The sequence below is a fragment of the Mycetocola zhadangensis genome, from assembly GCF_003668565.1.
Classification (GTDB): Bacteria; Actinomycetota; Actinomycetes; order Actinomycetales; family Microbacteriaceae; genus Mycetocola_A; species Mycetocola_A zhadangensis.
On the sequence record NZ_RCWJ01000005.1, the window covers coordinates 227,794 to 251,162 of the forward strand.

The following is a 23,369-nucleotide window of genomic DNA, read 5'->3' on the forward strand; positions in this document are numbered from 1 at the left end:
GAATGGAAACTATCGAAGGCCGCGCAGCTCGAGCGCGGCAATCTGACGCTTGAGGGCGACCTGCCTGTATGACTCGTCAATGAGTTCGGCCACGAAGACCCAGTCGGTTTCGGGGTGTTCGAGGTCGAGTCCGAGCCAGCCGCCCGGACCGAAGTACGGTGGCACGAAGAAAAGGTTGTTTTCGAGCAGCGCTGGACGCTCGTCCGGGTCTGGCTTGAACACCATCGTGTGCGGGCGGTCCATCGACGAGCCCATCACCACGAACAGCTTCGCGCCCGCACGGAAAGTTGGCCGGCCCCACGCCATCTTCTCGGCGAACTCGGGATACTCGGCGCAAATGCCGCGCACCCGGTCGACGATCGGGTCGTCTGCCTCGAACAGCAGCGGGTGCTCCATGGCGAGATACTACTCGCCGACACGCTTCGTGTCAGGAGTCGGGCAGTAGAGCTGGGTGCGTTCACCGCTGCGGTCGACGATGTGATCGCTCATCAGCGAACCGCAGATCGGGCACGCCGATGAGGTCGCGGGAGGCAAGGGGTCCTCGTTGTACGGGCCGAGCGGCGGCGGACCGATATACGGCCGCAACGAGTTGTTGAGCCAGTTGGTGAAGCCGCCGGACTCGGCGATGGTCGGCCTCTTCTTTTTACTTCGTGCCATAACTATTAGTGTACGTTGTTGATCAGCCACCCCTCCGGAAGGAGCCCGATGACCCCGTCACCCGAGGCACGCGACCCCGATGTGCTCGCACTCGAGAACCAGGTCTGTTTTGCCCTCGCCGTCGCGAGCCGCAGTGTGCTGTCGCTCTACCGCCCGGTACTCGAGCCGCTTGGACTCACTCACCCGCAATACCTGGTGATGCTGGCGCTTTGGGAGCAGAGCCCTCGCTCGGTCAAGGACCTCGGACGCGCCCTTCAACTCGAACCGGCCACGCTGTCACCCCTGCTCAAGCGACTCGAGGCCGCCGGCCTGGTGCGGCGCGAACGGTCGACGGTTGACGAACGAGTTCTGGACATCACGTTGACGCCTGCCGGGCGGCAGCTCCGTGACCGGGCCGAGGCCATCCCGGCCACGATTATTTCTGAGCTGGGGATGTCGATCGAGGAGCTCGACACCCTGCGCGGCACGCTGCACCGGGTGATCGGCGCGGCGACCCGCGCCTGAGCCTCGATCGCGAGCCCGGCCCCGAGTACCCTTTCGGGGTATGGACGCAGAAACCCAGAAAAGGATCGACGGCCTCCCGGCCAGCACGGGCAAGTCACTGACCGAGTGGTTCACTGTTCTCGACGCCGCCCAGCTTCAGAAGCACGGTGAGATGATGGCGCTGCTCAAAGGTGAGCACGGCGTTTCGCACGGCTTCGCCAACTTCATCGCGTTGATGTATCGAAACCAGGGCGCACCGGAGGGCGATGACCTGATCGAAAAACAGTACGCGACGAAGCCATCGCTTCGACCGATCTACGACGCGATCGTTCACGCGGTTGGTGAGTTCGGCACCGACGTGCAGCTCGCTCCGAAATCGGCGACGGTCTCGCTTCGCCGGTCGAAACAGTTCGCGCTGATCAGCCCAACCACGAAGACGCGGGTTGACGTCGGCATCAACCTTCGGGGCACGCCAGGCGGCGAGCGCCTCAAAGCAACGGGGGGAATGTGCACACACTCCGTGGGAGTCGCGAGCGTCGATGAGGTCGACGACGAACTGCTGAGCTGGTTGAGGGAAGCGTACGACCTGGCCTGAGCGGTCGCGGGAGGGCTGAGGTAGACTGGCCGGTAGCGAAGGGGAGTAGTTCCCACCGCCGCTTTCACTCCAGAAACGGCGACGCGGTCTGTCGACACACTGGTCCCCGGACCCGGCAGCCCACCCGCATTGAGCGGGCGAGCGAGACCTTCGGCCACATCTCACGATGGCCGGAGTTTCTGCACCCCCGATTCGCCGGTCACCCGATACAGGAGCAGCTCAGTGACCGAACTCCGCGACGAACCAACCGCATCCGAAATCAAACGCTGGCGACAGTACCTCGCCGACGAACGGGCGGAAGCGTCTGTCTATGGCGAACTCGCCAGCAGACGTTCCGGTGAAGAGAGAGCCATCCTCCTCGGCCTGGTCGAGGCAGAGCGTCGCCACGAGGCGCACTGGATCGAACTGCTCGGCGACCATGCCAACGACCCCACCCGCACAGCGCTGCGCACGCGGCTACTCGGCTTCTTCGCGAAGCGCTTCGGCTCCGTCTTTGTCCTCGCGCTGATGCAGCGCACCGAATCCCGCTCACCCTATGAGGCCGACGTCGACGCTACTGACGCGATGGCTGCCGATGAGCGGCTGCACACCGAGATCGTGCGCGGGCTGGCGGCCCGCGGCCGCAACAACATGTCAGGCACCTTCCGCGCAGCGGTGTTCGGCGCGAACGACGGCCTCGTCTCGAACCTCGCGCTCGTGCTCGGTATGAGCGCGACAGGAGTGGGCACTGGCGTCGTCCTGGCCGCCGGTGTTGCTGGCCTGCTCGCCGGTGCACTCTCGATGGCTGCCGGTGAATTCGTTTCAGTGCGGTCACAGCGAGAGTTGCTCGACTCGACAACACCTGACCCGACGGCGCGGCAGGTTCTCCCCAACCTCGATGTGAACGCGAACGAGCTTCAGTACGTTTACCGCGTGCGCGGAATGGCGCCGCAGCAGGCCGCCGAGCACGCGCACGAGGTGCTCAACAACCTCGACTGCGTGCACGTTGGGCTCGACACGGGCAGCATGTCCGCGCAACGCGACGAGGGCGACTCGATCGGCTCCGCTCGGGGCGCCGCTCTCTCGAGTTTCCTCTTCTTCGCATCAGGCGCCATCGTTCCTGTGATTCCTTACCTGTTCGGCATGAGTGGGATCGCCGCGGTCGCCGTGGCATCCGTTCTCGTCGGAATCGCCCTGCTGCTGACGGGCACCGTCGTCGGCGTGCTGTCGGGGGCGTCACCACTCAAACGAGCGCTGCGACAACTCGCCATCGGTTACGGTGCCGCGGCGATCACCTACCTGCTCGGCCTGCTGTTCGGAACAACGGTGAGCTGAATCGGGGGCTAGGAGCGCCCGCGGCCCCGGTTGCGGCCCTTGCCGAGTTTCTTGGGCGCACGGCCCTGCCGCGGCGTGAACGGCTTCGCCTTGGGCTTCTGCTGCGGTTTGCGCTCCTTGGGTGGCGCCTTCTCGGGCTCTTCCTGCGGGGCGCGCGAACTGCGGGCGGTCCTCCCCCGCACGACGCCGACGAAGTCATCGATGTCTGGCGTGGTCTCGTCGGCGAGCCAGGCCAAGCCAATGCGGGTCTCGGCAACGTCGATGACCGGCCGCGCGATGACATCCTTACGGCCGTACAGGCGCGCGACCGATTGAGGCACGATGACGATTCCCACTCCGGCGGCAACGAGCTCGATGGCATCTTCCACAGAGCGCATCTCAGGCAACGGGCGCCGGGTTCCGTTCTGCACCTCTACCGCGACATCACGCCACTCCGGCAGCTCGTCAGGGTCCTGAAGCAGGTGCTCCCCAGCGAGATCGGCCACCGTAACGGACTCGGCGAGTGAGAGATCGTGGTCCTTCGGCAGCACAACGACCGGCACCTCGCTGTACAGCGGGATCAGGCTCAGGTCGGTGTCATCAACCGGCAGGCGAACAAAACTGACATCGGCCTTGCGGTCGTGCAGCACACCAACCGCGTCGGCCTCAGCCGTCGGCGCGAACGCCAGCGGCAGATCCTTGCGACGCTCCTGCCAGGCTTTGGACCACTTCGCCAGCGTCACCCCTGGAACAAACGCGATGGTGAACGACGGTCCTGGCGTCGGGTCGGCATCCATCGTTCCTCTTCGTTCTCCGCAGTTATTGGCATGCGGCGGTCTGTTCAGGGTATTACGGATGCTGCCTCCCGCGCGTCACAGCGCCACTTGCCGGTTAAGCTTGGGGACATGGCAACGAACAAGACCCCTCAAACGATGAAGCCGGAGACGGCAGCCAAGAAGCTGGGCGTCTACCTGCCGGCAACTCCCGAAGAATTCCGTACCAACCCGGTCACCCGTGAGCAGCTCAACGAACTGCTTGCATCGCCACCCGAGTGGCTCGTCGACCTGCGCAAGAACGGACCGCACCCGCGCACCGAGGTTGCCCGCAAGCTCGGTGTTTCCGTTTCGGGCCTCGCCCGCGCAGAGATGAACGACGCAGCCCTCACGACGGCCGAGATCACCGCCCTGCTCGAAGCGCCGCCGGCGTGGCTCGTCACCGAACGCGCCACCCAGGCAGAGGTGCGAGCAGAGAACACGCGCATCAACGAGCGCAACGCTGGCCAGCGTGTCCTCGACGAAGAGAAGGCTCGCAAGCAGAAGTAGCGGCAGCTCGACGAACGGCCCGGGATTTCATCCCGGGCCGTTCGTCGTTCCCGTGGCCGGCAACGCGTCTGTGTCGATAGCGGTCACGCCCCCCTCGCTCGCAACTTTCATTTGCTGCGCCGAATCCCGGTATTGCGTCGGTGACATGCCGGTCTGCCGAAGAAAGGCGCGCCTCATCCTGGCGATGTTTCCGAAACCGGTGGATGCCGCTAGTTCCGTCAGTTCCCTCGCTCCCACGCCTTCGTCCAAACGCATCGCCGCCCATCGAATGCGAATGCGGCGCAGTTCGTCGGCGACAGAGTTGTTCGCCGATGCGAAGATGCGTTGAAGATGGCGTGATGAGATTCCGGTCGCCGTGGCAACGTCAGCAGTCGTGAGGTCCGGGTTGCTGTAGTTGGCCGCGATGAATGTCAGGGCTCTCGCGATTGAGAGCTCGGGTTGCGCCGTCCGCTGCTGGCCTTCGGAGCTCGTTATCAGTCCAGCCAACAGGGACAGAGTCGCCTGCTGTGACGTGATTCCTTCCGGTGATGAGGGAACAGGAAAGTCGGATGCCAGCGCTCGAAGGAAGGAGGAGACCGCTTCAGTGAACGATGTGGCCGGAAATCGCCGCGGACCCAACTCTGATTCAGGCAGGCCTCGCGCTCGAAACATCCCCCTCCGCACGACGACGAGGATCATGGCGGCACTCTCTGGAATGTGGAGCTGGTGCGGTGTGACCCCGGAAGCAAACGCCGATGCGCCAGCGCCGAGCGGAATGGTACGGCCGTTCTGGGTCAGGGTGGCTGCTCCGTCGCGGACAAGGTAGAACGCGCCACCCACACGCACAGCCGCCACGTGGGCTGGCGTCCGGTCGATTTCCGCGCGGGAATGCTCCAGCCGAAAGACGGTCAGGTTTTCGAAGATGACGAAGCTGGCGCGGAGCCGAAAGTCAGGCGGGTTGGCCGTCGTGCGGGCGTACCAGGACAGCATGTCCATCCCCGCCAGACCGGACAGGTCCGCGCTTGCCGGTCGCCGCGGTGTGAAGATGCGGTCGGCCGCCCTGTCGCCTTCGGTGCTCGCGTCCATGCGGCCAGTATGTTGCGCAACCGGAAGAGGCACAAGACCCGCCATCGACGAGTGCATTTCGCGCCAACCGGGCGTACGCGGGTGTTCACCGCAATATGTTGAGCACGACTCCTTCATCTGGGAAGGGCGACGCTGGGGGGCTCCTCACATGGCACAACAGACGCAGAGTTCACGCGATATCGCACCGGTGAGGACGACTTCCTGGTTGCCGCTGATCGTCGTGGTGCTCACCCAGATTCAAGCATCATTCGCCGTCAACGCCCTGACCGTCTCAATGGCCGGCATCACGAGCGATCTCGATATGCCCGCGACAAGTATTGGAACCGCCATCACCACCGGCACATTTGCCATGGCTGCATTCATTCTTCTCGGAGCGAAGATCGGCGCACGCTACGGATCGAAGCGTGTGTTCCAGGTCGCGGTCGTCATTCACGCGTTGTCCATGACGGCAATCGCATTTAGCGTGAGCCCCGTCATGCTTTTCGTCGCCCAGGCCGCGTCCGGGGCGGTGATCGCTCTCATCGCCCCTGCCCTGGTTGTCTTTATCTCGACGAACTATGCCGGTGACCAGCAGGCGAAGGCAATCGGCTATCTGGCAGCCGCGATTCCGGCTGCCGGTGTTTTGGCACTGCTCATCGCCGGGAGTTTCGCCTCGACCATTGGCTGGCGATACTCGTTTGCCCTCATCGCGGCGCTTGGGCTGGTGAACCTCCTGCTGAGCTTCAAGTTCAAAGCGGTGCCACCGCACAGGGACCTTGTTATCGACGTCACCGGCGCGCTCATCGCCGCTGCCGCGATTATCTTGCTGAGCTTTGGCTTCTCAGGGCTGACGTCCTGGGGCGTATTTCTTGCTACGGAGAATGCCCCTTTCAACATTCTCGGCATCTCTCCGGCGCCGGTGCTGATTCTCTTGGGAATCATCATTGGGCAGGTCTTCTTCGTCTGGCTTCGAGCTCGCAAGACCGCCGGGAAGCCACAGATATTTGACCTCGACGTCCTCAAGTCGAGTTCCGAAAAGGCCACGACGTTTTGTATGGCGGCGATGCTTTTTATCGGCACCGCTGCCAACTTCTTGATTCCGCTCTACATTCAGGTTGTGCAGGGTCGCTCCAGCTTCGAAACATCGCTGTCGATAATTCCATACACGATTTCGATCTTCGTAGCCAACACCGTCGTAGCGTCCTTCTACAAGAAGTTCCCGCCACGGGTCATCGCACGTGCCGGGTTCATCGTTGTTGCACTTGCTCTTGTCATTGTTGCTTTCACCGTTCGCAATGACTGGGGTCAGTTCTTCGTCGTCCTCGGCCTCATCCTTCTCGGTCTCGGCCAGGGAGCAATTGTTGCTCTCGTGTTCAACACGCTGCTCTCGTCGGCGCCGAAACGGCTCGCGGGAGATGTCGGCGCATGGCGGGGGCTCGTGCACAACATCTCAGGCAGTGTCGGAATTGCGGTTATGACCGTGTTCGCCGTCGGCATGCTGAGTGCCTTTATCTCGGCCGGTCTCGCCGACCACCCGTCGCTCCCCCCGGAGTTGCAGTCGCAGTTCCCCCTCGACAGCGTGAACTTTGTCACCAATGAGAACTTGCATGACGTTCTGGCCAGCACTACTGACGCAACCGAGGCCCAGCTGGACGAAGCAGTAGCCGTCAACGCACTCGCTCGACTTCAGGCGCTCAAGGTGTCGCTTCTCGTACTTGCCGGTATCGCGCTGCTGGCCGTTGTGCCAGCGGGTCGAATGCCGCGACAGATGGGGATCGGGGACGGCGACGTCAGGACGGCCGACCCCCGGGTCGCGGCCGATTAGCCGGGTGGCGTATCGATGACCCCGATTGCGCTCACGCTTGTCGTCCTCCTGCTGGCGATCGTCATCTTCGTCTGGAATCGCGTCCCGGTCGGAGTGGTGGCGATCGGAGTTGCTCTCGCCCTCTACGTGACAGGGGTGAATTCTTTCGAGCAGACCATCGCGGGATTCGGGGATCCCGTCATCATCTTCATCGCTGCCCTCTTCGTGGTCGGCGAGGGTCTCGATGCGAGCGGATTGACCACCTGGGCCGGCCAGCAACTCACCCGACGTGCCGGTACCAACCGACGCACCATCGTCATGCTCGTTTCACTCCTCGTTGCTGTGCTCACCGCGCTCATCAGCGTCAACGGTGCCGTCGCGGCTTTGATCCCAATGGTCGTGGTGCTCGCGTTGCGCATCAAACAGCCGCCATCGCAGTTGCTGATTCCGCTCGCCTTCGCTGCCCACGCCGGCTCGTTGCTCCTCCTGTCCGGCACCCCGGTGAATTTACTGATCTCGGAGGTCGCTCAAGACGCCACCGGTCGGCCAATTGGCTACGCGGAATTCGCCCTCGCGGGCCTTCCGGCGTTACTCGGAACGCTCCTCGTTCTGGTATTCCTCGGGCCCAAGCTCCTGCCGAATCACGCCACACAGGCTGCAGGTCGCGACCTCAGTGCCCACGCGGAGACACTCGCCGCCCACTACGCCTTGAAACCAGGGGAACCGGCGCTCAATCGCGAAACGGGCCTCACAGAGGTCGTGATTCCCCCGCGGTCGGGCTTCATCGGTGAAACCGTATTTCCCGGCATGATCACCGAGAGCGGAACACTCATCGTCGTCGCTGTGCAGCGTTCTGGAGAGGACCTGGGCCGTACAGTGCTCGCACCGGGGGACATCCTGCTGTTGCGCGGCACGTGGGAGGCACTGAGCGCAAACACGGCGGACGCCAATGTCGTTGTTGTTGATGACCCCGACGCCATTCGCCGTCAGTCCGTCGCCTTGAGCGGGCGGTCATGGGCAGCCTTGAGCGTTCTCGCCGGGATGGTCCTCTTGCTGGCCACAGGATGGGTTCCCCCGTCGATCGCCGCGCTGGTCGCGGCGTGCGCGATGGTCCTACTCCGCGTCGTCACGGTTGCCCAGGCGCACCGATCCATCTCCTGGACCACACTGATTCTCGTCGCCGGGATGATTCCGCTTTCGACAGCCATTCAAAGCAGCGGCACGGCAGACCTCATCGCGAACGGTCTCGTCGACCTGCTCGGTGAGGCGAGCCCGTACCTGCTCCTCGCCGGAATCAGCGTCGTCACCGTAATCCTCGGACAACTCATCAGCAACATGGCCACCGCTCTGATCGTCGCACCCATTGCTGTGGCCATCGCCGTCGAAACCGGCATCTCCCCTGTGCCCCTCCTCATGGCCGTCACCGTATCGGCCGCTGCATCGTTCCTCACCCCGGTGGCCACGCCAGCGAACACGATGGTGATGGGCCCAGGCGGCTACCGCTTCGGCGACTACTGGAAGCTCGGCCTCCCCCTCATCGGAGTCTTCCTGCTCGTCGCCATCCTTGTCGTCCCTGTGATCTGGCCCTTCTGAACACCGCAGAAATGGAGAACCATATGCCCCACAACACACACCGTCTTATTCCAGCCGATTTCACACCTCTCCCTTCGCTCAACGCGGCAGCGCATATCAGCGTGGTCGCCGAGCCATCGGCACATGCCGAGGTCGTCGGCTATCTCGTTGCCCCAGACGCGAAAATACCTGAAGAGGTCAACCTCGATTGGGCGACATTTCGCACGAACGGATTCGAGGGCCGCGTAGGCCAGACGCTGGTGCTGCCGCGGGCTGGAGGGCCAGACCTCGTCGCGGTTGGCGTCGGCACGGACGACGAACGCACCCTTGACGTCCTTCGTGACACCGTCGCCGCTTTCGTTCGCGCAGCGAGCCGTTCCGCCCACCTTGCTTTGCGGCTCAACGTGAACTATCCGCTCGATCCGATCGCCATCGGACGCGCGGTGGCCGAGGCAGCTCTGCTTGCGCGTTACCGCTACACCGCGCTCAAAAGAGACCCCAGACACACGCCACTCGCGACCGTCGAAATCATCACTCCACACAACACCGACGCCATCTCATCGGGCATCTTGACCGGCGTGCATTTCGCTCGAGCCGCCTCCATCGCTCGCGATCTTGCCAACACGCCAGCTGGTCATCTCACCGCTACCGTGTTCGCACAGCTCGCCGAAGCGAAAAGCCGGGACTTCGGACTCGACGTTACGGTCGCCGATAAGCAAAAGCTCATTGAACTCGGTTGCGGCGGCATCCTGGGAGTCAACGCCGGCAGCGTCGAAGAGCCACGCATGATCATCCTCCACTACACACCGGCAGGGCGCCAGTCACCCGAAGCGCACGTCGCCCTGGTTGGTAAAGGCATCATGTTCGACTCTGGCGGCATATCGCTGAAGCCGTCAGACCCGATGCACCTCCTGATGAAGATGGACATGGGTGGCGCCGCGGCGATATTCGGCGCCATGGCCGTGCTGCGGGACCTCGATTGCGCTGTAGAAGTGACGGCATACCTGATGTGCACAGACAACATGCCCTCCGGCTCGGCGATGACGCTCGGTGACGTTCTGACAGCGAGGAACGGCACAACGATCGAAGTGAAGAATACGGATGCCGAGGGCCGGCTGGTCATGTGTGATGCGCTGGTACTCGCGACAGAGTTGCACCCGGATGCGATCGTCGACATCGCGACGCTCACTGGCGCTTCGTTGATGGCTCTCGGGCAGCTCACCGCTCCAGCGTTCGGAAACAGTCAGCCACTGGTGGATCGTGTTCTGGCTTCGGCCGCAGCGACCGGCGAACAGGCCTGGCAACTCCCTCTAGAGAGGAAGTACCGAAAACAACTCGACTCGGAGATCGCCGATATCGCCAACCTCGGCGGCAAATACGCTGGTGCAACAACAGCGGCGCTGTTCCTGTCGGAGTTTGTCGGTGATACCCCGTGGGCGCACCTGGACATCGCTGGAACGATGCAGTCGGACGCCGACGATTCGTGGCGATCGCAGGGAGCCACTGGTTACGGCGCCCGGCTCCTCGTCGACTTCCTCACGACCTACTCGCTGAGCTGACATGTCCGATTCCCGGCCGATCGCACGCAGCTCGACTGCGGGAGGACTGTTCGCGGGCGGACCGTTCCGCTTCGGCTTCATCGCCACACTCGGCGTGCTGTTGGCGTTGCTTTTGGGCGCGGCAATCGTGTCGCTCAGCACGGCTCTCACCCTCATCTTCGTGGCGTTCTTCATCTGCCTCGGGCTCTACCCCACCGTGCTCTGGCTTGAGCGGCGCCACTTCTCCCGAGGCGGAGCCGTCCTCGCGGTGGTCGCGGTTTTCCTCCTCGTCGTCGTACTGCTCACCTGGCTCGTTGTTCCCATCGTTGTCGGGCAGATCTCGCTGCTGTTCTCTTACCTGCCGCAGGGGTTCGATCGCATCGAGGACCAGCAGTGGTTTCTCAACGCCAACGATGCGTTCGGCGGCGCACTCGTTCCATTCGTGGCCTGGCTGAGTGAGGGAGTGAGCGATCCGGGGGTGTGGCTGGCCATTGGTGGCGGTGCCCTGAAGTTCGGTGCCGGTGTTCTCAACGGCACTTTCGGCGCCATCTTCGTCATCGCGCTCACCATCTACTTCGTTATTGGGCTCGAATCGATCAAATCTGCCCTGTATACGCTGGTGCCCCTGTCCCGGCGTCCCGGTGTCGCTGACATCTCCGAGACGATCATGCAATCGGTGGGTAAGTATCTCGGCGGGATGGTGGTGCTCGCGTCACTCAACGCGATCGTCACCTTTGTTCTCCTCACGGTCGCTGGCGTGCAATTCGCTCCGGTGCTGGCCGCGCTTGCATTCCCGATCACACTGATTCCGCTCGTCGGCAGTGTGATCAATCTGGGCATCGTGACCGTCGTCTCCCTCTTCACGTCTCCCACGGCAGCGCTCGTCGTCGGGGTCACCATGCTCGTCTACGTTCAGATCGAGGCGTACGTGTTGACCCCTCGCATCGTTGGGAAGGCAATCAGCATTCCCGGCTCGCTCGTGCTGATCGGCGCGATGATCGGGGGGACACTTTTGGGATTGCTAGGTGCGCTGATCGCGTGCCCCACGACAGCATCCGTTCTTCTGATCATCAAAAAGGTGGTCGTTCCCCGACAGCGTGCGCGATGACCGGCAGCGGAAACGCCTAATGAACAGCGTTACTGACCTCCTCGAAATCACCGGACTGGCGCTAGTGATCACGTTGAGCCCGGTTCCGGTGACCGGACAACTTCTGCTTGTTCTCAACAATCGCAAGCAGTGGACCTCGGCGGCGTTCGCGACCGGGTGGGCAATCGCACTCCTCATCGTGTGCGGCCTCGCAGCGACAGGTGCTGCGCTGCTACTGCCGCGGATCTTTGACGTCGACTGGCGTGAGCTCGCACCGATCACCCTGCTCGTGGGGATCGGGCTGGTCGTCGGCGGTGTCGTCCTGTGGCGTCGCCCGGCGAACGCCACTGATGCAGCGCCCTCACGGATCAGCCGCATCTTCACCGGGCTCGGCCCGGCCCAAGGCCTCTTCATCGGGTTTGGTTACGGCGCGCTGAGACCGAAGAACTTCCTCACGGCGATCGCCGCCGGACTGCTCATTGGCGCAAACAGCTCGTTATGGGGTGGCGTAGCGCTCGTGCTCTACTTTACGATTCTCGCTTCCGCGAGCCTGGCCGCACCCGTGCTCGTTTACGTTCTCGGCGGAAACCGAACGCGGGATGGCATGCACCGACTGCAGCAGTTCCTGACGCGGCACGGTAACCGCATCACCGGGGCGGCTCTTGCGGTGATCGGCCTTATTGTTGGAGGGTTCGGTCTGCTTCGACTGGTGGCATAGGCTCGTTCTCCGCGAGGGCACGGCGGCGGGCGCGCTGGCGCTGAACGGTGCGCACAACCCACCAGAGGACGAGTACTGCAACGCCGGCGACGACGAGGTACTTCAGAATGTCCGCATACTGGAGGACGACGCTCCAGTTCTCACCGAGAATGAACCCGGCGACAACGAAGATGCTGTTCCAACTGAGCGACCCGAGCGCGGTGAGCGCTCCGAAGATCACGAGGTTCATCTTCTCGATACCGGCCGGGATGGAAATCAGGCTGCGGAAGATGGGCAACATTCGCCCGAAGAAAACAGCCTTCTTGCCGTGCCTGCCGAACCAGTCGACGGTTCGGACGATGTCGTCGGGGTCGACGAAGGGAATTCGCGCGGCCAGCCACACGGTGCGGTCGTGACCCAGCCAGCGCCCGAGCCCATAAAGCAGGAAAGCTCCGAGGATGGATCCGAGGGTCGTCCACGCGATGGCCTCAACAATGCTGAAGGACCCCTGGCTCGCGGTGAAACCGGCAAGCGGAAGAATCACCTCACTGGGGATCGGCGGGAACACATTCTCCAGGAAGACGATGAGTCCGGCACCGACAGGGCCGAGCGTTTCCATGAGCGAAATGGCCCACTGAGCGACTCCGTCGGCGAAGCCAGCTGACGACGAGTCAGTTGCGGCGGCGAGAAGGTGCCCGGCGCGGTCGATCGAGTACATGTGAACTCTCCACAGTGGTTGGGACTGCGGCAACGACTGCGTCGACGATGCCTCAAGGTCCGCTCAGTCTTGCACACGAAGGTGAGAGCATTCCTGAGCAGGCCAAGCGGGACGCAAAAACCCCCACTCGATGAGTGAGGGTTTGTCTGCGGAGACGGCGGGATTTGAACCCGCGGTCCCCTTACGAGGACTCCACCTTAGCAGGGTGGTGCACTAGGCCGAACTATGCGACGTCTCCATGTGCGCACCAACTGGCGGGCGCACGAGCTTAATCATAACGGGTGATCTGCCGTGTTCCGAATCGCCGGCAAAAACGGCCCTGCGGATCTAACGGTTAGCCACCGAACAGGTCTGTTCGAGAGCCGTCTGGCCGGCAAGCCCCTCGATCACGTTGGAGGTCGGTGTCGGCGCTGGTGTCGCACTGGCGCCAGGGGCGGACGGCTCGGTCACCGGCGGTTCGGGTGCAGGGGCGTCGGCGACCGGCGGCTCAACCGGCGCGTTCGGGTCGGCTTCGACACCGTTGCGGTCGACAGTCGAGTCGGGGGCGAACGACCGGTCGGCCGCGATTGCGTCCGTGAGCTGCTTCGCCAGAGCCTTGTTCGGAATCACCTTGTTGGAGTTGTCCGGATCTGTGCCAACCGGATACTGCACGAGCGCAAGCTTGTCCAGGTCGATCGTCTGGAGCGTGCGAGCCATCGCAACCATCCGCGTCACGTTGGTGAGCGAGGTCGACAGTTTGACGTGCTTGGCCGCAACCTGAGCCAGCCCATACAGCTTGGTGATGTCGGTCAGGGTGTCATTGCTCTTGATGGTCCTGATCAGCGACGATATGTACTGCTGCTGGGATGCGATGCGTGACAGGTCGCTTCCGTCACCGACACCGTGGCGGGTTCGGAGAAAAGCAAGGGCAGTCGCGCCCGAGATGGTCGTCGTTCCTGCTGGCAGGTCGAGCCCCGAATATCTGTCACGCACACGTTCGGTGAGGCAAACAGGAACTCCCCCGACGGCGTTGGTCATCTGCACAACGGCGTCGAATGACATCAATGCCGCGTATTCGATATTGAGCCCGGTCAGTTCTGAGACCGTGGCGACGACGCACGAAAGCCCGCCGCGCTCGTAGGCCGCGTTGAGCGGCTGCGCCGAAACTGCGCGTTCCGTTTTCTCGGTTTCCGGATCAACACACTTGGGCTGAGCGATGACGAGGTCACGCGGAAAACTGACCACCACCGCTGACGTGTGATCCTCCGAAACGTGAAGGAGCATATTCACATCGTTGAGGGTGATGTCGCGTTTTCCATACGCGTTCTTGTCCTGGTTCTCGTCGTTGTCGGCTCCGACGACGAGCATGTTGAAACCGCCTTCGAACGCGTCGATGTTCGGCACCGCCGGGAGGGGTGTTGCTGGATCGTCGGGCGGGGCGATGTCAACGGCGTTGGAGGAGACGTTCGAGGCCAGGTCGTAGACGACCCACGCGGCAACCGATGCCCCGCTGACCAGAACAACAGCGAGCGCGATGGCGAGCGTCTTCATCAGTGTTGCCACGGCACCACGACGAGGCTGCTGGCCGTGCTTCATCAACGGCGCCCGACTGGTCTTCCTGGCGTTCACAGGTCAACTCTAAACTGCGTGCGCCCTCTTGCCGCCGCAATGAGAGCCGGTCAGGCTAGTCATTGCCCTTCGAGCAGGTGTAGTCGCCAGCCGTCTGACCCTGCACCGTCTTGGGAAGCTCGACGACCTCTGGTGTTGTCGGCGTTGCCGGGGCAGCCGGTGTCGAGGCGTCAGGAGCCGGAGCTTCCGTCACGGGCGCCTCTGGCGCTACAGGTGCTTCCGCAACGGGAGCGTTCGGATCAATAACAGATCCGGCACCGGTGTCACCGGTGAGAGTAATCGGCTGGTCGGCCACCAACGCGTCGACAAGTTGCTTGGCTGGCGTCTTGAGCGGCAGTACTCCGCTTTGGCCGCCACTCTGCCCAGCCGCGTTCGGATACTGCACGAACACGACCTGCTCGAGTGGAATGTTCTTGAGCGCCATCGCGATCGACACCATGGTGTTGATGTTCGACAGGCTGTTCGACAGCGTCATGTTGCTTGACGCAGCCTTGGCAATACCGAAGAGCTTGCCCGGGTCGGTCAGCGTTTCGCTGCTCTTCAGCTGGCGCACCAGGGAGGACAGGAACACCTGCTGGTTGCTGATTCGACCGAGGTCCGATCCGTCACCGACTCCGTGTCTGGTGCGGAGGAACTGCAGCGCAGCCATGCCCTGCAACGTGTGCGTTCCGGCGTCGAGATAGGTCTGCGTGTAGTCGTCCTCGATCGGTTCGGCGACACAGACATCGACGCCACCGACGGCGTTCGACAGCTCGATCACACCGTTGAACTGCACCTCAGCTGCGAACGGAATGCTCAGGCCGGTGAGCTTCTCAACGGTGAGCACCGTGCACGCGAGTCCGCCGTACGACAGCGTTGTGTTGATCTTCTGCGACGTCATCGCGCTGTACGTACCGCCGCCCTCTTTCGGGCAGGACGGAATCGGAACAAAGAGGTCGCGCGGAAAACTGATCACCGTTGCGGCGCTGTGGTCCTCCGAGATGTGCATGAGCATCGTCACATCGTTGAGGTTGCCTGTTTCCTTCTTCGCGTCGCCGAACACACCGTCCTGGCCAGCGCGACTGTCGCTTCCCACCAAAAGCAGGTTCACGCCGCCCTCGATGGCGTCGATGTTCGGAATCGAGACGCCGGGCGTCTCGTTCGCTAGAGTGACGGATGGCTGCACGTCTTTCGCGATATCCCAGAACGCATACGCCGAAACGGCGGTGCCACTCACGAGCAGGACGGCGAGCGCACCAGCGAGAAAGCGCGCGATCGTCTTGAACGGGTGCGACTTTTTGAGCCTGCCGTGCCGTGCGATCGTCGAGACCTGCTGAGATCGCCTGGAACGGCGGGAAGGCTCACTCACTCGACGTTCTCCTTGGGTCGGTTTGTGCTCTGGCGGAGGGCGTGGGATTCGAACCCACGAGACATTTCTGCCCACCAGTTTTCAAGACTGGCTCCATCGGCCGCTCGGACAGCCCTCCATGTCGCGCTGTAGATACAGCACGCAACGCTCGATTCTAGCGGATCAGGGCATGTACATAGTTCCAGCAGTTTCTGGACAGGCCCTGAGCGAGTGTCTAGAGCGAGGTGAGAATAGCGACGAGCCCGTCCTCGGTGATTGACCCAGTGACTTCGTTCGCCGCGTCTTTCACTTCATCGGGTGCCTGGCCCATGGCGACAGCACGCCCTTCCGCACCGGCCCACTCAAACATTTCGATGTCGTTGCGGCCGTCGCCGACCGCGACGATCCGCGAGCGGGGAACATCGAGCCACTCGCGCACGCGCTCGAGAGCCGTCGACTTGTTGACACCCAGCGGAGCGATGTCGAGCCACGCGGTCCAGCCGATGGCGTAGGCGACCTGGTGCAGGCCCATTCCTTCGACGATCTTGAGGAACTCGAGTTCGTCATGACCGGGAGACACCACAACCACGCGGGTGACCGGTTCGCTCAGCAGGCCCTCGAACTCGACCTCCTCGGCGTTCTCCAGGTTCCAGTCCGTCATGCCGGCCGTGTACCTGCGGTACCCACTCGGGTACTCGACCATGTACCGACCGTCGGCGAGGTGCGACCTGATCGTCCGGAGCACGTCGCTCGGGTCGAAGGTCTCAATGAGGTGCCGACGGTATCCGCCTGGCGCTTCAGCGTCGCGCTTCATGACGAGAGCACCGTTGGCGCACACGACATACTCCGGGTCGATTCCCAACTCCTCGACAACGGGCAGCGTGGTCTCCCAGCTGCGCCCTGTTGCGAGCATCAGCCGGTGCCCGCGTTCCGTCGCCTTCCGCGCAGCCGTGATAACAGCATCCGACATCGATCCATCCTCGTGAAGGAGGGTGCCGTCGACATCGAGAGCGACGAGAAGACCGGCTTCGCTCACAGCGGCCGAATCACGTCGATGCCGCCGAGGTACGGTCGCAGCGCCTCCGGCACAACGACGGAGCCGTCGGCCTGCTGGTGCGTTTCGAGCAGCGCGACGAGCCAGCGGGTCGTTGCGAGGGTGCCGTTGAGCGTGGCGACCGGGCTGGTCTTTCCGTTCTCACCGCGGTAGCGGGTGTTCAGCCGGCGGGCCTGGTAGGTCGTGCAGTTCGAGGTCGAGGTGAGTTCGCGGAATGCATCCTGGGTAGGCACCCACGCTTCGACGTCGTACTTGCGTGCGGCGCTCGAGCCGAGGTCGCCCGCTGCCGTGTCGATAACCCGGTAGCTCAGGCCGAGGGCCTGCAGCATGCCTTCCTGCCAGCCGAGCAGCCGGAGGTGTTCGGCCTCGGCCTCTTCCGGCGTGGTGTAGACAAACATCTCGAGCTTGTTGAACTGGTGCACACGAATGATGCCGCGGGTGTCGCGACCGTACGAACCGGCCTCGCGGCGGTAACACGTCGACCAGCCGGCGTACCGAATCGGCGCGTCGGCCACGTCGATGATTTCGTCGGCGTGGTACCCGGCGAGCGCCACCTCGCTCGTGCCCGTGAGGTACAGGTCGTCTGCGGGCAGGTAGTAGATCTCGTCGGCGTGCGCGCCAAGGAACCCGGTGCCTGCCATGATCTCGGGCTTCACGAGTGTTGGCGTGATGAGCGGGATGAACCCCTCGGTCAGCGCGCGGTCGAGGGCCATGTTCATCAGCGCCAGCTCGAGGCGGGCGCCGATGCCGCGCAGGTAGTAGAACCGGGCGCCTGACACCTTGGTGCCGCGCTGCATGTCGATGGCGCCGAGCAACTCGCCGAGCTCAAGGTGGTCCCTCGGCTCGAAGTCGAACGTGGGCTTCTCGCCGACCTCACGCAGGGTCACGAAGTCATCTTCGCCACCGGCCGGGACGCCGTCGATAATCGGGTTCTGAATCGCGCCGACGATCTCGGAAAAGCGAGTCTCGGCATCCGTCACCTGCTGCTGGGCCTGCTTGACCCGGTCGGACAGTCCCTTGACCTGGGCGACAAGCGTGGCCTTCTCGTCCTTGGGCGCCTGCGCGACCTTCTTGCCGAACGCGTTCTGCTCGGCCCGCAGTTCCTCGAAGGTGGTGATCGCCGTTCGGCGCTCACGGTCGGCGTCGAGCGCCTGGTCGACGAGGTCGACGGGAGATCGTCTCGCCTCCTGCGAACGCCTGAGAAGGTCGGGATTTTCGCGGAGGAGCACTGGATCAATCACGCCAGCAAGTCTAGCCGCGCGAGGTAGCGTTGAAGATATGACCAGCACACCGACCCGCCGAGCCGCTGTGGTCTACAACCCCACCAAGGGTCGCATCGACGAGTTGCGCCGCCTGATCGACGCCGGTGCGGCCGCTGCGGGCTGGGGCGAATCACTCTGGTTCGAGACGAGCGTCGAGGATCCGGGCCACGGCGTGACACGCGAGGCGATCGCCGCCGGCGTCGACATGGTCTTCGCGGCCGGGGGTGACGGCACGGTGCGCAGCGTCGCTGAGGGCCTGCGCGATTCACACGTGCCGCTCGCGCTGCTCCCCCGTGGCACCGGAAATCTCCTCGCCCGCAACCTTGGTCTGCCGATTTCGAACACAGCGGATGCCATCAACATCGCTTTCAACGGAACCACCCGTTTCATAGACCTCGGCATCGCGACCCTCAGCCGCGTCGACGGCAGCATCGAAGAGCACGGCTTCCTCGTGATGGCCGGCATGGGCATCGACGCAGACATCATGGCGAACACCAATGACGCGTTGAAGAAGTCGTTCGGCTGGCTGGCGTACGTCGATGCCGGGCTGCGGGCGCTGCCTGACGCGAAGCCGTTCCGTATCCGCTACCAGCTCGAGAACAAGCCGGTGCACAGCGCCCACGTTTCGACTGTGTTGTTTGGCAACTGCGGCACCCTCACCGGCGGGCTCGAGATGATGCCGGATGCCGTGATCGACGATGGGATGCTGGACGTTGCCGTTCTGCAGACGTCGAGTGCCCTCGGCTGGCTCGACATCTGGCGGCGGCTGCGGTTCGAGAACGGGCCGCTGCGCCGCTCGAGCATCGGCCGCCGCATCATTTCGGCGACCTCGGGTTCCGCGTCAACGATCACCTACCTGCGCAGCGCCGGCATCACGGTCTCGCTTGAGAAGCCACGGGCGGTTGAGCTCGACGGTGATGGGTTTGGCATCATCGCGGGGGTGCGGTTTGCGACCGACCCGGGTGCCCTCGCCGTGCGGGTTCGGTAGCCGCCCGACTGCGGACGCCACGCGGGTGCGGGAGCCGCCCGAGTTCGGTAGCCGCGCGGCTGCGGTAGCCACGCGGCGCGATAGCCAAGCCACGCTTAGTCGCAAGTAGTCGGCCACACCACGCAACACCCCAACAACCATTCCCGACCAAGAGAAAAAGCACGACCACAGCCACGACCGCTGGTAGAAGCCCGCCCTGTCGCAAATGGTCGGCCTCACCGGCACCACCACCCCACACCTCGCCCCGCCTAGTCACAAACGGTCGAGCCCACGGATTTCAACTCTTGTGCCTGGTCACAAACGGTCGAAGCCATGGGTTTCGACCCTTGCTCGGTCAACAACGGTCGCTCTTTTCCAGAAACTTGAGCCACTTGCGACCACGCAACACCCCAACAACCATTCCCGACCAAGCCGAGAAGCACGCCCACAGCCACGACCGCTGGCAGAAGCCCGCTCAGTCGCAAATGGTCGGCCTCACCGGCACCACCACCCCACACCTCGCCCCGCCTAGTCACAAACGGTCGAGCCCACGGGCTTCAACCCTTGTGCCTGGTCACAAACGGTCGAAGCCATGGGTTTCGACCCTTGCTCGGTCGACAACGGTCGCTCATTTCCACAAAGTCCAGCCGCTTGCGACCACGCAACACCCCAACAACCATTCCCGACCAAGCCGACGACCAAGGTGCCGTTTGCCGACTCGGACGCGCTCGGCGCAGCCGTACGAAACCCCCCACCCATGGCGAATCCGAGGCCACTCTCCACAACCTCAGGGAAACGCAGCCGCAGTGCTCGACAAACCGGCATGCTCGAGCCGTGAACTTCCGCAAACCCTTGCCGGCGCAACTGCCACCCGCGTTCTCCGTCGCTGACGCATACACCCGCGGTTTCACCCGCGGGCAGTTGCGTAACAGCGCACTCACCGCTCCCTTTCACGGCACCCGAGTCGCGGCGGCAACACCGCTCTCCCTCGAACTGGCCTGCCGCGCCGTCGCTACCCGAATGCCACCCGGCACAGCCTTCAGCCACCGCACCGCCGCGCGCTTACACGGGATGCCCCTCCCATTGTTCGCCGATACCCTTCTCGACGTCACCGTCCCGGCACCCCGACGGGCTCCTCGGCCCGCCGGTGTCCGCGGGCACAGCGCGCTCCTTCACCCGACCGACACCGTGGCAATCGCCAACGGCACCCTCACGGTCACCTCGGTCGAACGCACCTGTTGTGACCTCGCCGGCGTGCTTGCGCTGCCTGATCTCGTCGCCGCCGTCGACTCGCTGCTGTGGCACGAAGAGCCGCAGACCACGGTCACCAAACTTGCCGACGCCATCGAACGCTATCCGGCCCGCGCCGGCCGGCCCGCGCTGCGCCGCGCACTAGCGCTCAGCTCCGACCACTCCCGGTCGCGGCCCGAGTCACTCGTGCGTGTCGACCTCGCACTGAGCAGCCTGCCAACACCCGTCGCGAACTTCGAGGTGTACCTCCGCACCGCGCGCAGAACCGTGTACCTCGACCTCGCTTACCCCGAGTACAAACTCGAGCTGGAGTATCACGGCGACCAGCACCGCACCGATCGTCGGCAGTGGCGCAGCGACATCCGTCGCACCAACGACGTCGGAGACGAGGGCTGGCAGGCCCTGCAGTTCACCGGCGACGACCTACCCGACCTGCCCAACCTGAGACGCCGGGTCGAACGCCGCCTTCGAATGCTGGGCTGGACCGGTCAGTAACAATCGAGCGGATGCCACGTGGCAGCGCCCGCAGAGATCCTCCGGTTAGATCACACCCTGCGCGAGCATCGCGTCAGCGACCTTCACGAAGGCTGCGGTGTTCGCGCCTACGACGTAGTCACCCGGGCGGCCGTAACGATCGGCTGCTTCAAACGCTGCACTGTGCACCCCGCGCATGATGTTGTGCAGGCGGTCTTCGCTGTCGCTGAAGTTCCAGCGCTGGCGCGACGCGTTTTGGCTCATTTCAAGCGCGCTTGTCGCGACACCACCGGCGTTCGCAGCCTTGCCTGGTCCGAACAGCACACCGGCCTGCTGGAACGCGTGGACGGCATCGGGCAGGCACGGCATGTTCGCGCCTTCGGCAACGGCTTCGACGCCGTTGCTGATGAGCGCCTTCGCGTCGCGCAGCGACAGCTCGTTCTGGGTGGCGCTCGGCAGGGCGATCTGGCCAGGTACATCCCAAACGCTCCCGCCCGAGACGAAGCGAGCGCTGGTGCGACGCTCGGCGTACGACGAGATGCGCAGCCGCTCAACCTCCTTGATCTGCTTGAGCAGGTCAAGGTCGATGCCGGCCTCGTCGACGATGTAGCCGGACGAGTCAGATGCTGTCAGAGCCTTTCCGCCGAGCTGCTGAACCTTTTCGATCGCGTAGATGGCCACGTTGCCCGAACCGGAGACCACAGCGGTCTTGCCGTCGATCGACGCGTTGCGAGTGGCGAACATCTCCTCGGTGAAGAACACGGCGCCGTAACCGGTGGCCTCCGTGCGCACCTCGGCGCCACCCCAACCGGTGCCCTTGCCCGTGAACATGCCTGACTCGTGGCGGTTGGTGACCTTACGGTACTGGCCGAACAGGTAGCCGATCTCGCGGGCCCCAACGCCGATGTCGCCTGCGGGCACGTCAGTGTGCTCGCCCAGGTGGCGGTAAAGCTCGTTCATGAAGCTCTGGCAGAACCGCATGATCTCGGCGTCGCTCTTGCCGTGCGGGTCGAAGTCGCTTCCACCCTTGGCGCCGCCGATGCCCTGCGCCGTGAGCGCGTTCTTGAAGATCTGCTCGAACCCGAGGAACTTGATGATCGACAGGTTCACGGTCGGGTGGAACCGTAGCCCACCCTTGTACGGGCCGAGCGCCGAGTTGAACTGCACCCGGAAGCCACGGTTGACCTGAACCCGGTTCCTGTCATCGGTCCACGGCACCCGGAACATGACCTGTCGCTCAGGCTCAACGATGCGCTCGAGAATCCCCGACTCGAGAAACTCCGGGTGTTCATCGAGCGCAGGAGCGATCGACTCAAGCACCTCGTGCATCGCCTGGTGGAATTCAGGCTCCCCCGCGTTTCGGGCCACCGCGGTCTGGTACACGGAGGAAAGAGCGTCTGAACTGGGAGATTTTTGGAACACTGAAAAACTTTCTGATCGCACGAGAGAAGCGAGGGCGACGCTGCCCGGGACCGCGAAACCGCCGATTTCTGGATCAGGAGGCGGGATTCACGTGGAGACTGGCCGTTGTTCGGCCCTGATCAGTCTGAACGCCTCACCGGTTTCAGTCAATTTCGCGAGCGCCTCACAGCACGACGGTGCCATCGCGCGGCACCCAGAAACAACGCGCCAACCGTCAACGCGAGTCCAGCAAAAGCGGGCAGTGTGACCGGTGTCGCGTGCCAGCCCTGGTTGAGCGCGAGAATCACCCGATAGGTGACCGGATAGATCGATGTACTGCTTGAGCCGTCGCGCGCATCTTCGACCTCGACCTCGTATTTCGATACATCCGCCCCCGTGTACATGCTCGAGAACAGCGCGCCGAGCCGAACCGACTCGACGGTCGTCTCGATGTCCCCACCGAAGTATTCCCGCTCCTCAGCTGTGAAACTGATGGCACTCTCGGCAGCATCGATCCGCGCCTGAGCGTCGGCGACGACCATTCCGAGACCTCCCGCAAACAGAAGCAGCCCCGCACCGAACATCACGGCGAGGAAATTGGGGCGACGAGCGGATGCCACGGCGCCGCTACTCGTCGAACTCATCGACCGTCGAGGCATCGTCGTCGCGCCGCCGTGGTGACCACTTGGTTGCCAGGAAGAAAAAGATTCCCAAAACCGTGAGCGCCCCGGCGATGGCAAGAAGCGGAGCAAGGCCCCATGCCACCTGAACCCAGAGCCAGTCCTGGCGGGCATCGGCTTGCGTGCCTGTCATGTATTGACCGGTGTACACCTGGTCGACAGACCAGCGAAACAGGGTGACGCCGCCGACCGTGAGCACAACACCGAGGATGGCCAGGGTGATCAGGTACGGGTTGCGCCAGAGCGGCGCCTCCGATTCCTCATCGGCATCGTTCCGCTCGTCCGGTTCGTCGAGCGGGTCGGCCGTGAGACCGTCTGCCGGATTCGACTGGCCTCCCGCTGTGTCAACAACCGGCGACACCGAGGCGACAGGCATCGGCGCAATCCGGGGCCGCGACAGTCGTTCCGCTCGCAGTTCCTGCAGTTCGCGCTGCTCCCGAGGAAGCTCCCGGCTCGCGGGCTCGTACCCGCGCTGGAACTCAGGGCTGTATCGCGGATCGAACTCTCGTGCGTCGCCCATCCGATGCTCCTTCCC

Annotated in this window: 23 protein-coding genes and 2 tRNA genes; 11 read left to right on the forward strand and 14 right to left on the reverse strand. The window is 63.6% G+C overall.

Annotated features, from left to right (window positions below):
* Positions 1–9 precede the first annotated feature (9 nt).
* Together D9V28_RS15675 and D9V28_RS15680 are read right to left on the reverse strand one after the other, a co-directional pair.
* Positions 10–396 carry an MmcQ/YjbR family DNA-binding protein gene (locus tag D9V28_RS15675; protein ID WP_121660640.1) on the reverse strand — a complete coding sequence of 129 codons (387 nt, stop codon included), beginning with the start codon at positions 394–396 and terminating at the stop codon, positions 10–12.
* Positions 397–405: 9 nt separating this feature from the next.
* Positions 406–657, reverse strand: coding sequence for a hypothetical protein (locus tag D9V28_RS15680; protein ID WP_121660641.1), 252 nt, complete (start codon positions 655–657; stop codon positions 406–408).
* A 48-nt stretch (positions 658–705) separates the two neighbouring features.
* Here D9V28_RS15680 and D9V28_RS15685 point away from each other — a divergent pair, with 48 nt between their 5' ends.
* From D9V28_RS15685 to D9V28_RS15695, 3 genes are all read left to right on the forward strand, one after another.
* Positions 706–1,161 carry a MarR family winged helix-turn-helix transcriptional regulator gene (locus D9V28_RS15685; RefSeq protein WP_121660642.1) on the forward strand — a complete coding sequence of 152 codons (456 nt, stop codon included), beginning with the start codon at positions 706–708 and terminating at the stop codon, positions 1,159–1,161.
* Between the two features lie 40 nt (positions 1,162–1,201).
* Positions 1,202–1,735: a DUF5655 domain-containing protein gene (locus tag D9V28_RS15690; protein WP_121660643.1), complete on the forward strand. Its 534-nt coding sequence runs from the start codon at positions 1,202–1,204 to the stop codon at positions 1,733–1,735.
* Positions 1,736–1,957: 222 nt separating this feature from the next.
* A complete protein-coding gene (locus tag D9V28_RS15695) occupies positions 1,958–3,049 on the forward strand; it encodes a VIT1/CCC1 transporter family protein (RefSeq protein ID WP_121660644.1) in 1,092 nt (363 codons plus the stop codon).
* Positions 3,050–3,057: 8 nt separating this feature from the next.
* On the opposite strand, the gene D9V28_RS15700 is transcribed toward D9V28_RS15695, so the two are convergent.
* The gene (locus D9V28_RS15700; RefSeq protein ID WP_121660645.1) at positions 3,058–3,825 is read right to left on the reverse strand and encodes a LysR family substrate-binding domain-containing protein; all 768 of its coding nucleotides are present in this window, start codon (positions 3,823–3,825) and stop codon (positions 3,058–3,060) included.
* 108 nt (positions 3,826–3,933) lie between these two features.
* Here D9V28_RS15700 and D9V28_RS15705 point away from each other — a divergent pair, with 108 nt between their 5' ends.
* The gene (locus D9V28_RS15705) at positions 3,934–4,350 is read left to right on the forward strand and encodes a DUF5997 family protein (protein WP_121660646.1); all 417 of its coding nucleotides are present in this window, start codon (positions 3,934–3,936) and stop codon (positions 4,348–4,350) included.
* A gap of 27 nt (positions 4,351–4,377) precedes the next feature.
* Here D9V28_RS15705 and D9V28_RS15710 read toward each other — a convergent pair whose 3' ends face one another.
* On the reverse strand, positions 4,378–5,415 hold the full coding sequence (locus tag D9V28_RS15710; protein ID WP_183086565.1) for a helix-turn-helix domain-containing protein: 1,038 nt from the start codon (positions 5,413–5,415) through the stop codon (positions 4,378–4,380).
* Between the two features lie 148 nt (positions 5,416–5,563).
* Between D9V28_RS15710 and D9V28_RS15715 the strand changes: the two genes are divergently transcribed.
* The 5 genes from D9V28_RS15715 to D9V28_RS15735 are packed head-to-tail and all read left to right on the forward strand — an operon-like array spanning position 5,564 to position 12,113.
* On the forward strand, positions 5,564–7,219 hold the full coding sequence (locus tag D9V28_RS15715; protein ID WP_121660648.1) for an MFS transporter: 1,656 nt from the start codon (positions 5,564–5,566) through the stop codon (positions 7,217–7,219).
* Between the two features lie 15 nt (positions 7,220–7,234).
* Positions 7,235–8,791: an SLC13 family permease gene (locus tag D9V28_RS15720; protein ID WP_121660649.1), complete on the forward strand. Its 1,557-nt coding sequence runs from the start codon at positions 7,235–7,237 to the stop codon at positions 8,789–8,791.
* 23 nt (positions 8,792–8,814) lie between these two features.
* Complete coding sequence (locus tag D9V28_RS15725) at positions 8,815–10,329, forward strand: leucyl aminopeptidase (protein WP_121660650.1); 1,515 nt, start codon at positions 8,815–8,817, stop codon at positions 10,327–10,329.
* Between the two features lies 1 nt (position 10,330).
* Positions 10,331–11,416 carry an AI-2E family transporter gene (locus D9V28_RS15730; protein WP_121660651.1) on the forward strand — a complete coding sequence of 362 codons (1,086 nt, stop codon included), beginning with the start codon at positions 10,331–10,333 and terminating at the stop codon, positions 11,414–11,416.
* 19 nt (positions 11,417–11,435) lie between these two features.
* The gene (locus D9V28_RS15735; RefSeq protein ID WP_121660652.1) at positions 11,436–12,113 is read left to right on the forward strand and encodes a GAP family protein; all 678 of its coding nucleotides are present in this window, start codon (positions 11,436–11,438) and stop codon (positions 12,111–12,113) included.
* Here the strand turns inward: D9V28_RS15735 and D9V28_RS15740 are convergent.
* From D9V28_RS15740 to serS, 7 genes are all read right to left on the reverse strand, one after another.
* Positions 12,073–12,810, reverse strand: a complete 738-nt coding sequence (locus D9V28_RS15740) for a DedA family protein (protein WP_229728183.1) — start codon at positions 12,808–12,810, stop codon at positions 12,073–12,075. The genes D9V28_RS15735 and D9V28_RS15740 overlap by 41 nt on opposite strands.
* Before the next feature lie 149 nt (positions 12,811–12,959).
* Positions 12,960–13,048: transfer RNA gene (locus D9V28_RS15745), tRNA-Ser, on the reverse strand.
* Between the two features lie 89 nt (positions 13,049–13,137).
* Positions 13,138–14,418: an LCP family protein gene (locus D9V28_RS15750; protein ID WP_147441026.1), complete on the reverse strand. Its 1,281-nt coding sequence runs from the start codon at positions 14,416–14,418 to the stop codon at positions 13,138–13,140.
* A 55-nt stretch (positions 14,419–14,473) separates the two neighbouring features.
* Entirely contained in the window at positions 14,474–15,766 is a 1,293-nt protein-coding gene (locus D9V28_RS15755; protein WP_121660654.1) for an LCP family protein, read from the reverse strand.
* 30 nt (positions 15,767–15,796) lie between these two features.
* A tRNA-Ser gene (locus D9V28_RS15760) sits at positions 15,797–15,884 on the reverse strand.
* Between the two features lie 96 nt (positions 15,885–15,980).
* The gene (locus tag D9V28_RS15765; protein ID WP_121660655.1) at positions 15,981–16,781 is read right to left on the reverse strand and encodes an HAD family hydrolase; all 801 of its coding nucleotides are present in this window, start codon (positions 16,779–16,781) and stop codon (positions 15,981–15,983) included.
* Positions 16,778–18,040: a serine--tRNA ligase gene (serS, locus tag D9V28_RS15770; RefSeq protein WP_121660656.1), complete on the reverse strand. Its 1,263-nt coding sequence runs from the start codon at positions 18,038–18,040 to the stop codon at positions 16,778–16,780. Before serS ends, D9V28_RS15765 begins: the two co-directional genes overlap by 4 nt.
* 37 nt (positions 18,041–18,077) lie before the next feature.
* Between serS and D9V28_RS15775 the strand changes: the two genes are divergently transcribed.
* Positions 18,078–19,049, forward strand: a complete 972-nt coding sequence (locus D9V28_RS15775; RefSeq protein ID WP_121660657.1) for a diacylglycerol/lipid kinase family protein — start codon at positions 18,078–18,080, stop codon at positions 19,047–19,049.
* Positions 19,050–19,862: 813 nt separating this feature from the next.
* Positions 19,863–20,774: a hypothetical protein gene (locus D9V28_RS15780; RefSeq protein ID WP_121660658.1), complete on the forward strand. Its 912-nt coding sequence runs from the start codon at positions 19,863–19,865 to the stop codon at positions 20,772–20,774.
* A 45-nt stretch (positions 20,775–20,819) separates the two neighbouring features.
* Here the strand turns inward: D9V28_RS15780 and gdhA are convergent, their stop codons facing one another.
* The 3 genes from gdhA to D9V28_RS15795 all read right to left on the reverse strand — a co-directional run bounded on the left by gdhA (position 20,820) and on the right by D9V28_RS15795 (position 23,354).
* Positions 20,820–22,175: an NADP-specific glutamate dehydrogenase gene (gdhA, locus tag D9V28_RS15785; protein ID WP_121660659.1), complete on the reverse strand. Its 1,356-nt coding sequence runs from the start codon at positions 22,173–22,175 to the stop codon at positions 20,820–20,822.
* A gap of 146 nt (positions 22,176–22,321) precedes the next feature.
* The gene (locus tag D9V28_RS15790) at positions 22,322–22,798 is read right to left on the reverse strand and encodes a hypothetical protein (RefSeq protein WP_147441027.1); all 477 of its coding nucleotides are present in this window, start codon (positions 22,796–22,798) and stop codon (positions 22,322–22,324) included.
* On the reverse strand, positions 22,782–23,354 hold the full coding sequence (locus D9V28_RS15795) for a hypothetical protein (protein WP_121660661.1): 573 nt from the start codon (positions 23,352–23,354) through the stop codon (positions 22,782–22,784). Before D9V28_RS15795 ends, D9V28_RS15790 begins: the two co-directional genes overlap by 17 nt.
* Positions 23,355–23,369: the final 15 nt, after the last annotated feature.

Excerpts from the sequence above, each read along its gene's own strand:
- D9V28_RS15675 (WP_121660640.1), bottom strand. The coding sequence starts at position 396 with ATGGAGCACCCGCTGCTGTTCGAGGCAGACGACCCGATCGTCGACCGG.
- D9V28_RS15680 (WP_121660641.1), bottom strand. The coding sequence starts at position 657 with ATGGCACGAAGTAAAAAGAAGAGGCCGACCATCGCCGAGTCCGGCGGC.
- D9V28_RS15685 (WP_121660642.1), top strand. The coding sequence starts at position 706 with ATGACCCCGTCACCCGAGGCACGCGACCCCGATGTGCTCGCACTCGAG.
- D9V28_RS15690 (WP_121660643.1), top strand. The coding sequence starts at position 1,202 with ATGGACGCAGAAACCCAGAAAAGGATCGACGGCCTCCCGGCCAGCACG.
- D9V28_RS15700 (WP_121660645.1), bottom strand. The coding sequence starts at position 3,825 with ATGGATGCCGACCCGACGCCAGGACCGTCGTTCACCATCGCGTTTGTT.
- D9V28_RS15705 (WP_121660646.1), top strand. The coding sequence starts at position 3,934 with ATGGCAACGAACAAGACCCCTCAAACGATGAAGCCGGAGACGGCAGCC.
- D9V28_RS15710 (WP_183086565.1), bottom strand. The coding sequence starts at position 5,415 with ATGGACGCGAGCACCGAAGGCGACAGGGCGGCCGACCGCATCTTCACA.
- D9V28_RS15715 (WP_121660648.1), top strand. The coding sequence starts at position 5,564 with ATGGCACAACAGACGCAGAGTTCACGCGATATCGCACCGGTGAGGACG.
- D9V28_RS15720 (WP_121660649.1), top strand. The coding sequence starts at position 7,235 with ATGACCCCGATTGCGCTCACGCTTGTCGTCCTCCTGCTGGCGATCGTC.
- D9V28_RS15725 (WP_121660650.1), top strand. The coding sequence starts at position 8,815 with ATGCCCCACAACACACACCGTCTTATTCCAGCCGATTTCACACCTCTC.
- D9V28_RS15730 (WP_121660651.1), top strand. The coding sequence starts at position 10,331 with ATGTCCGATTCCCGGCCGATCGCACGCAGCTCGACTGCGGGAGGACTG.
- D9V28_RS15735 (WP_121660652.1), top strand. The coding sequence starts at position 11,436 with ATGAACAGCGTTACTGACCTCCTCGAAATCACCGGACTGGCGCTAGTG.
- D9V28_RS15740 (WP_229728183.1), bottom strand. The coding sequence starts at position 12,810 with ATGTACTCGATCGACCGCGCCGGGCACCTTCTCGCCGCCGCAACTGAC.
- D9V28_RS15775 (WP_121660657.1), top strand. The coding sequence starts at position 18,078 with ATGACCAGCACACCGACCCGCCGAGCCGCTGTGGTCTACAACCCCACC.
- D9V28_RS15790 (WP_147441027.1), bottom strand. The coding sequence starts at position 22,798 with ATGAGTTCGACGAGTAGCGGCGCCGTGGCATCCGCTCGTCGCCCCAAT.
- D9V28_RS15795 (WP_121660661.1), bottom strand. The coding sequence starts at position 23,354 with ATGGGCGACGCACGAGAGTTCGATCCGCGATACAGCCCTGAGTTCCAG.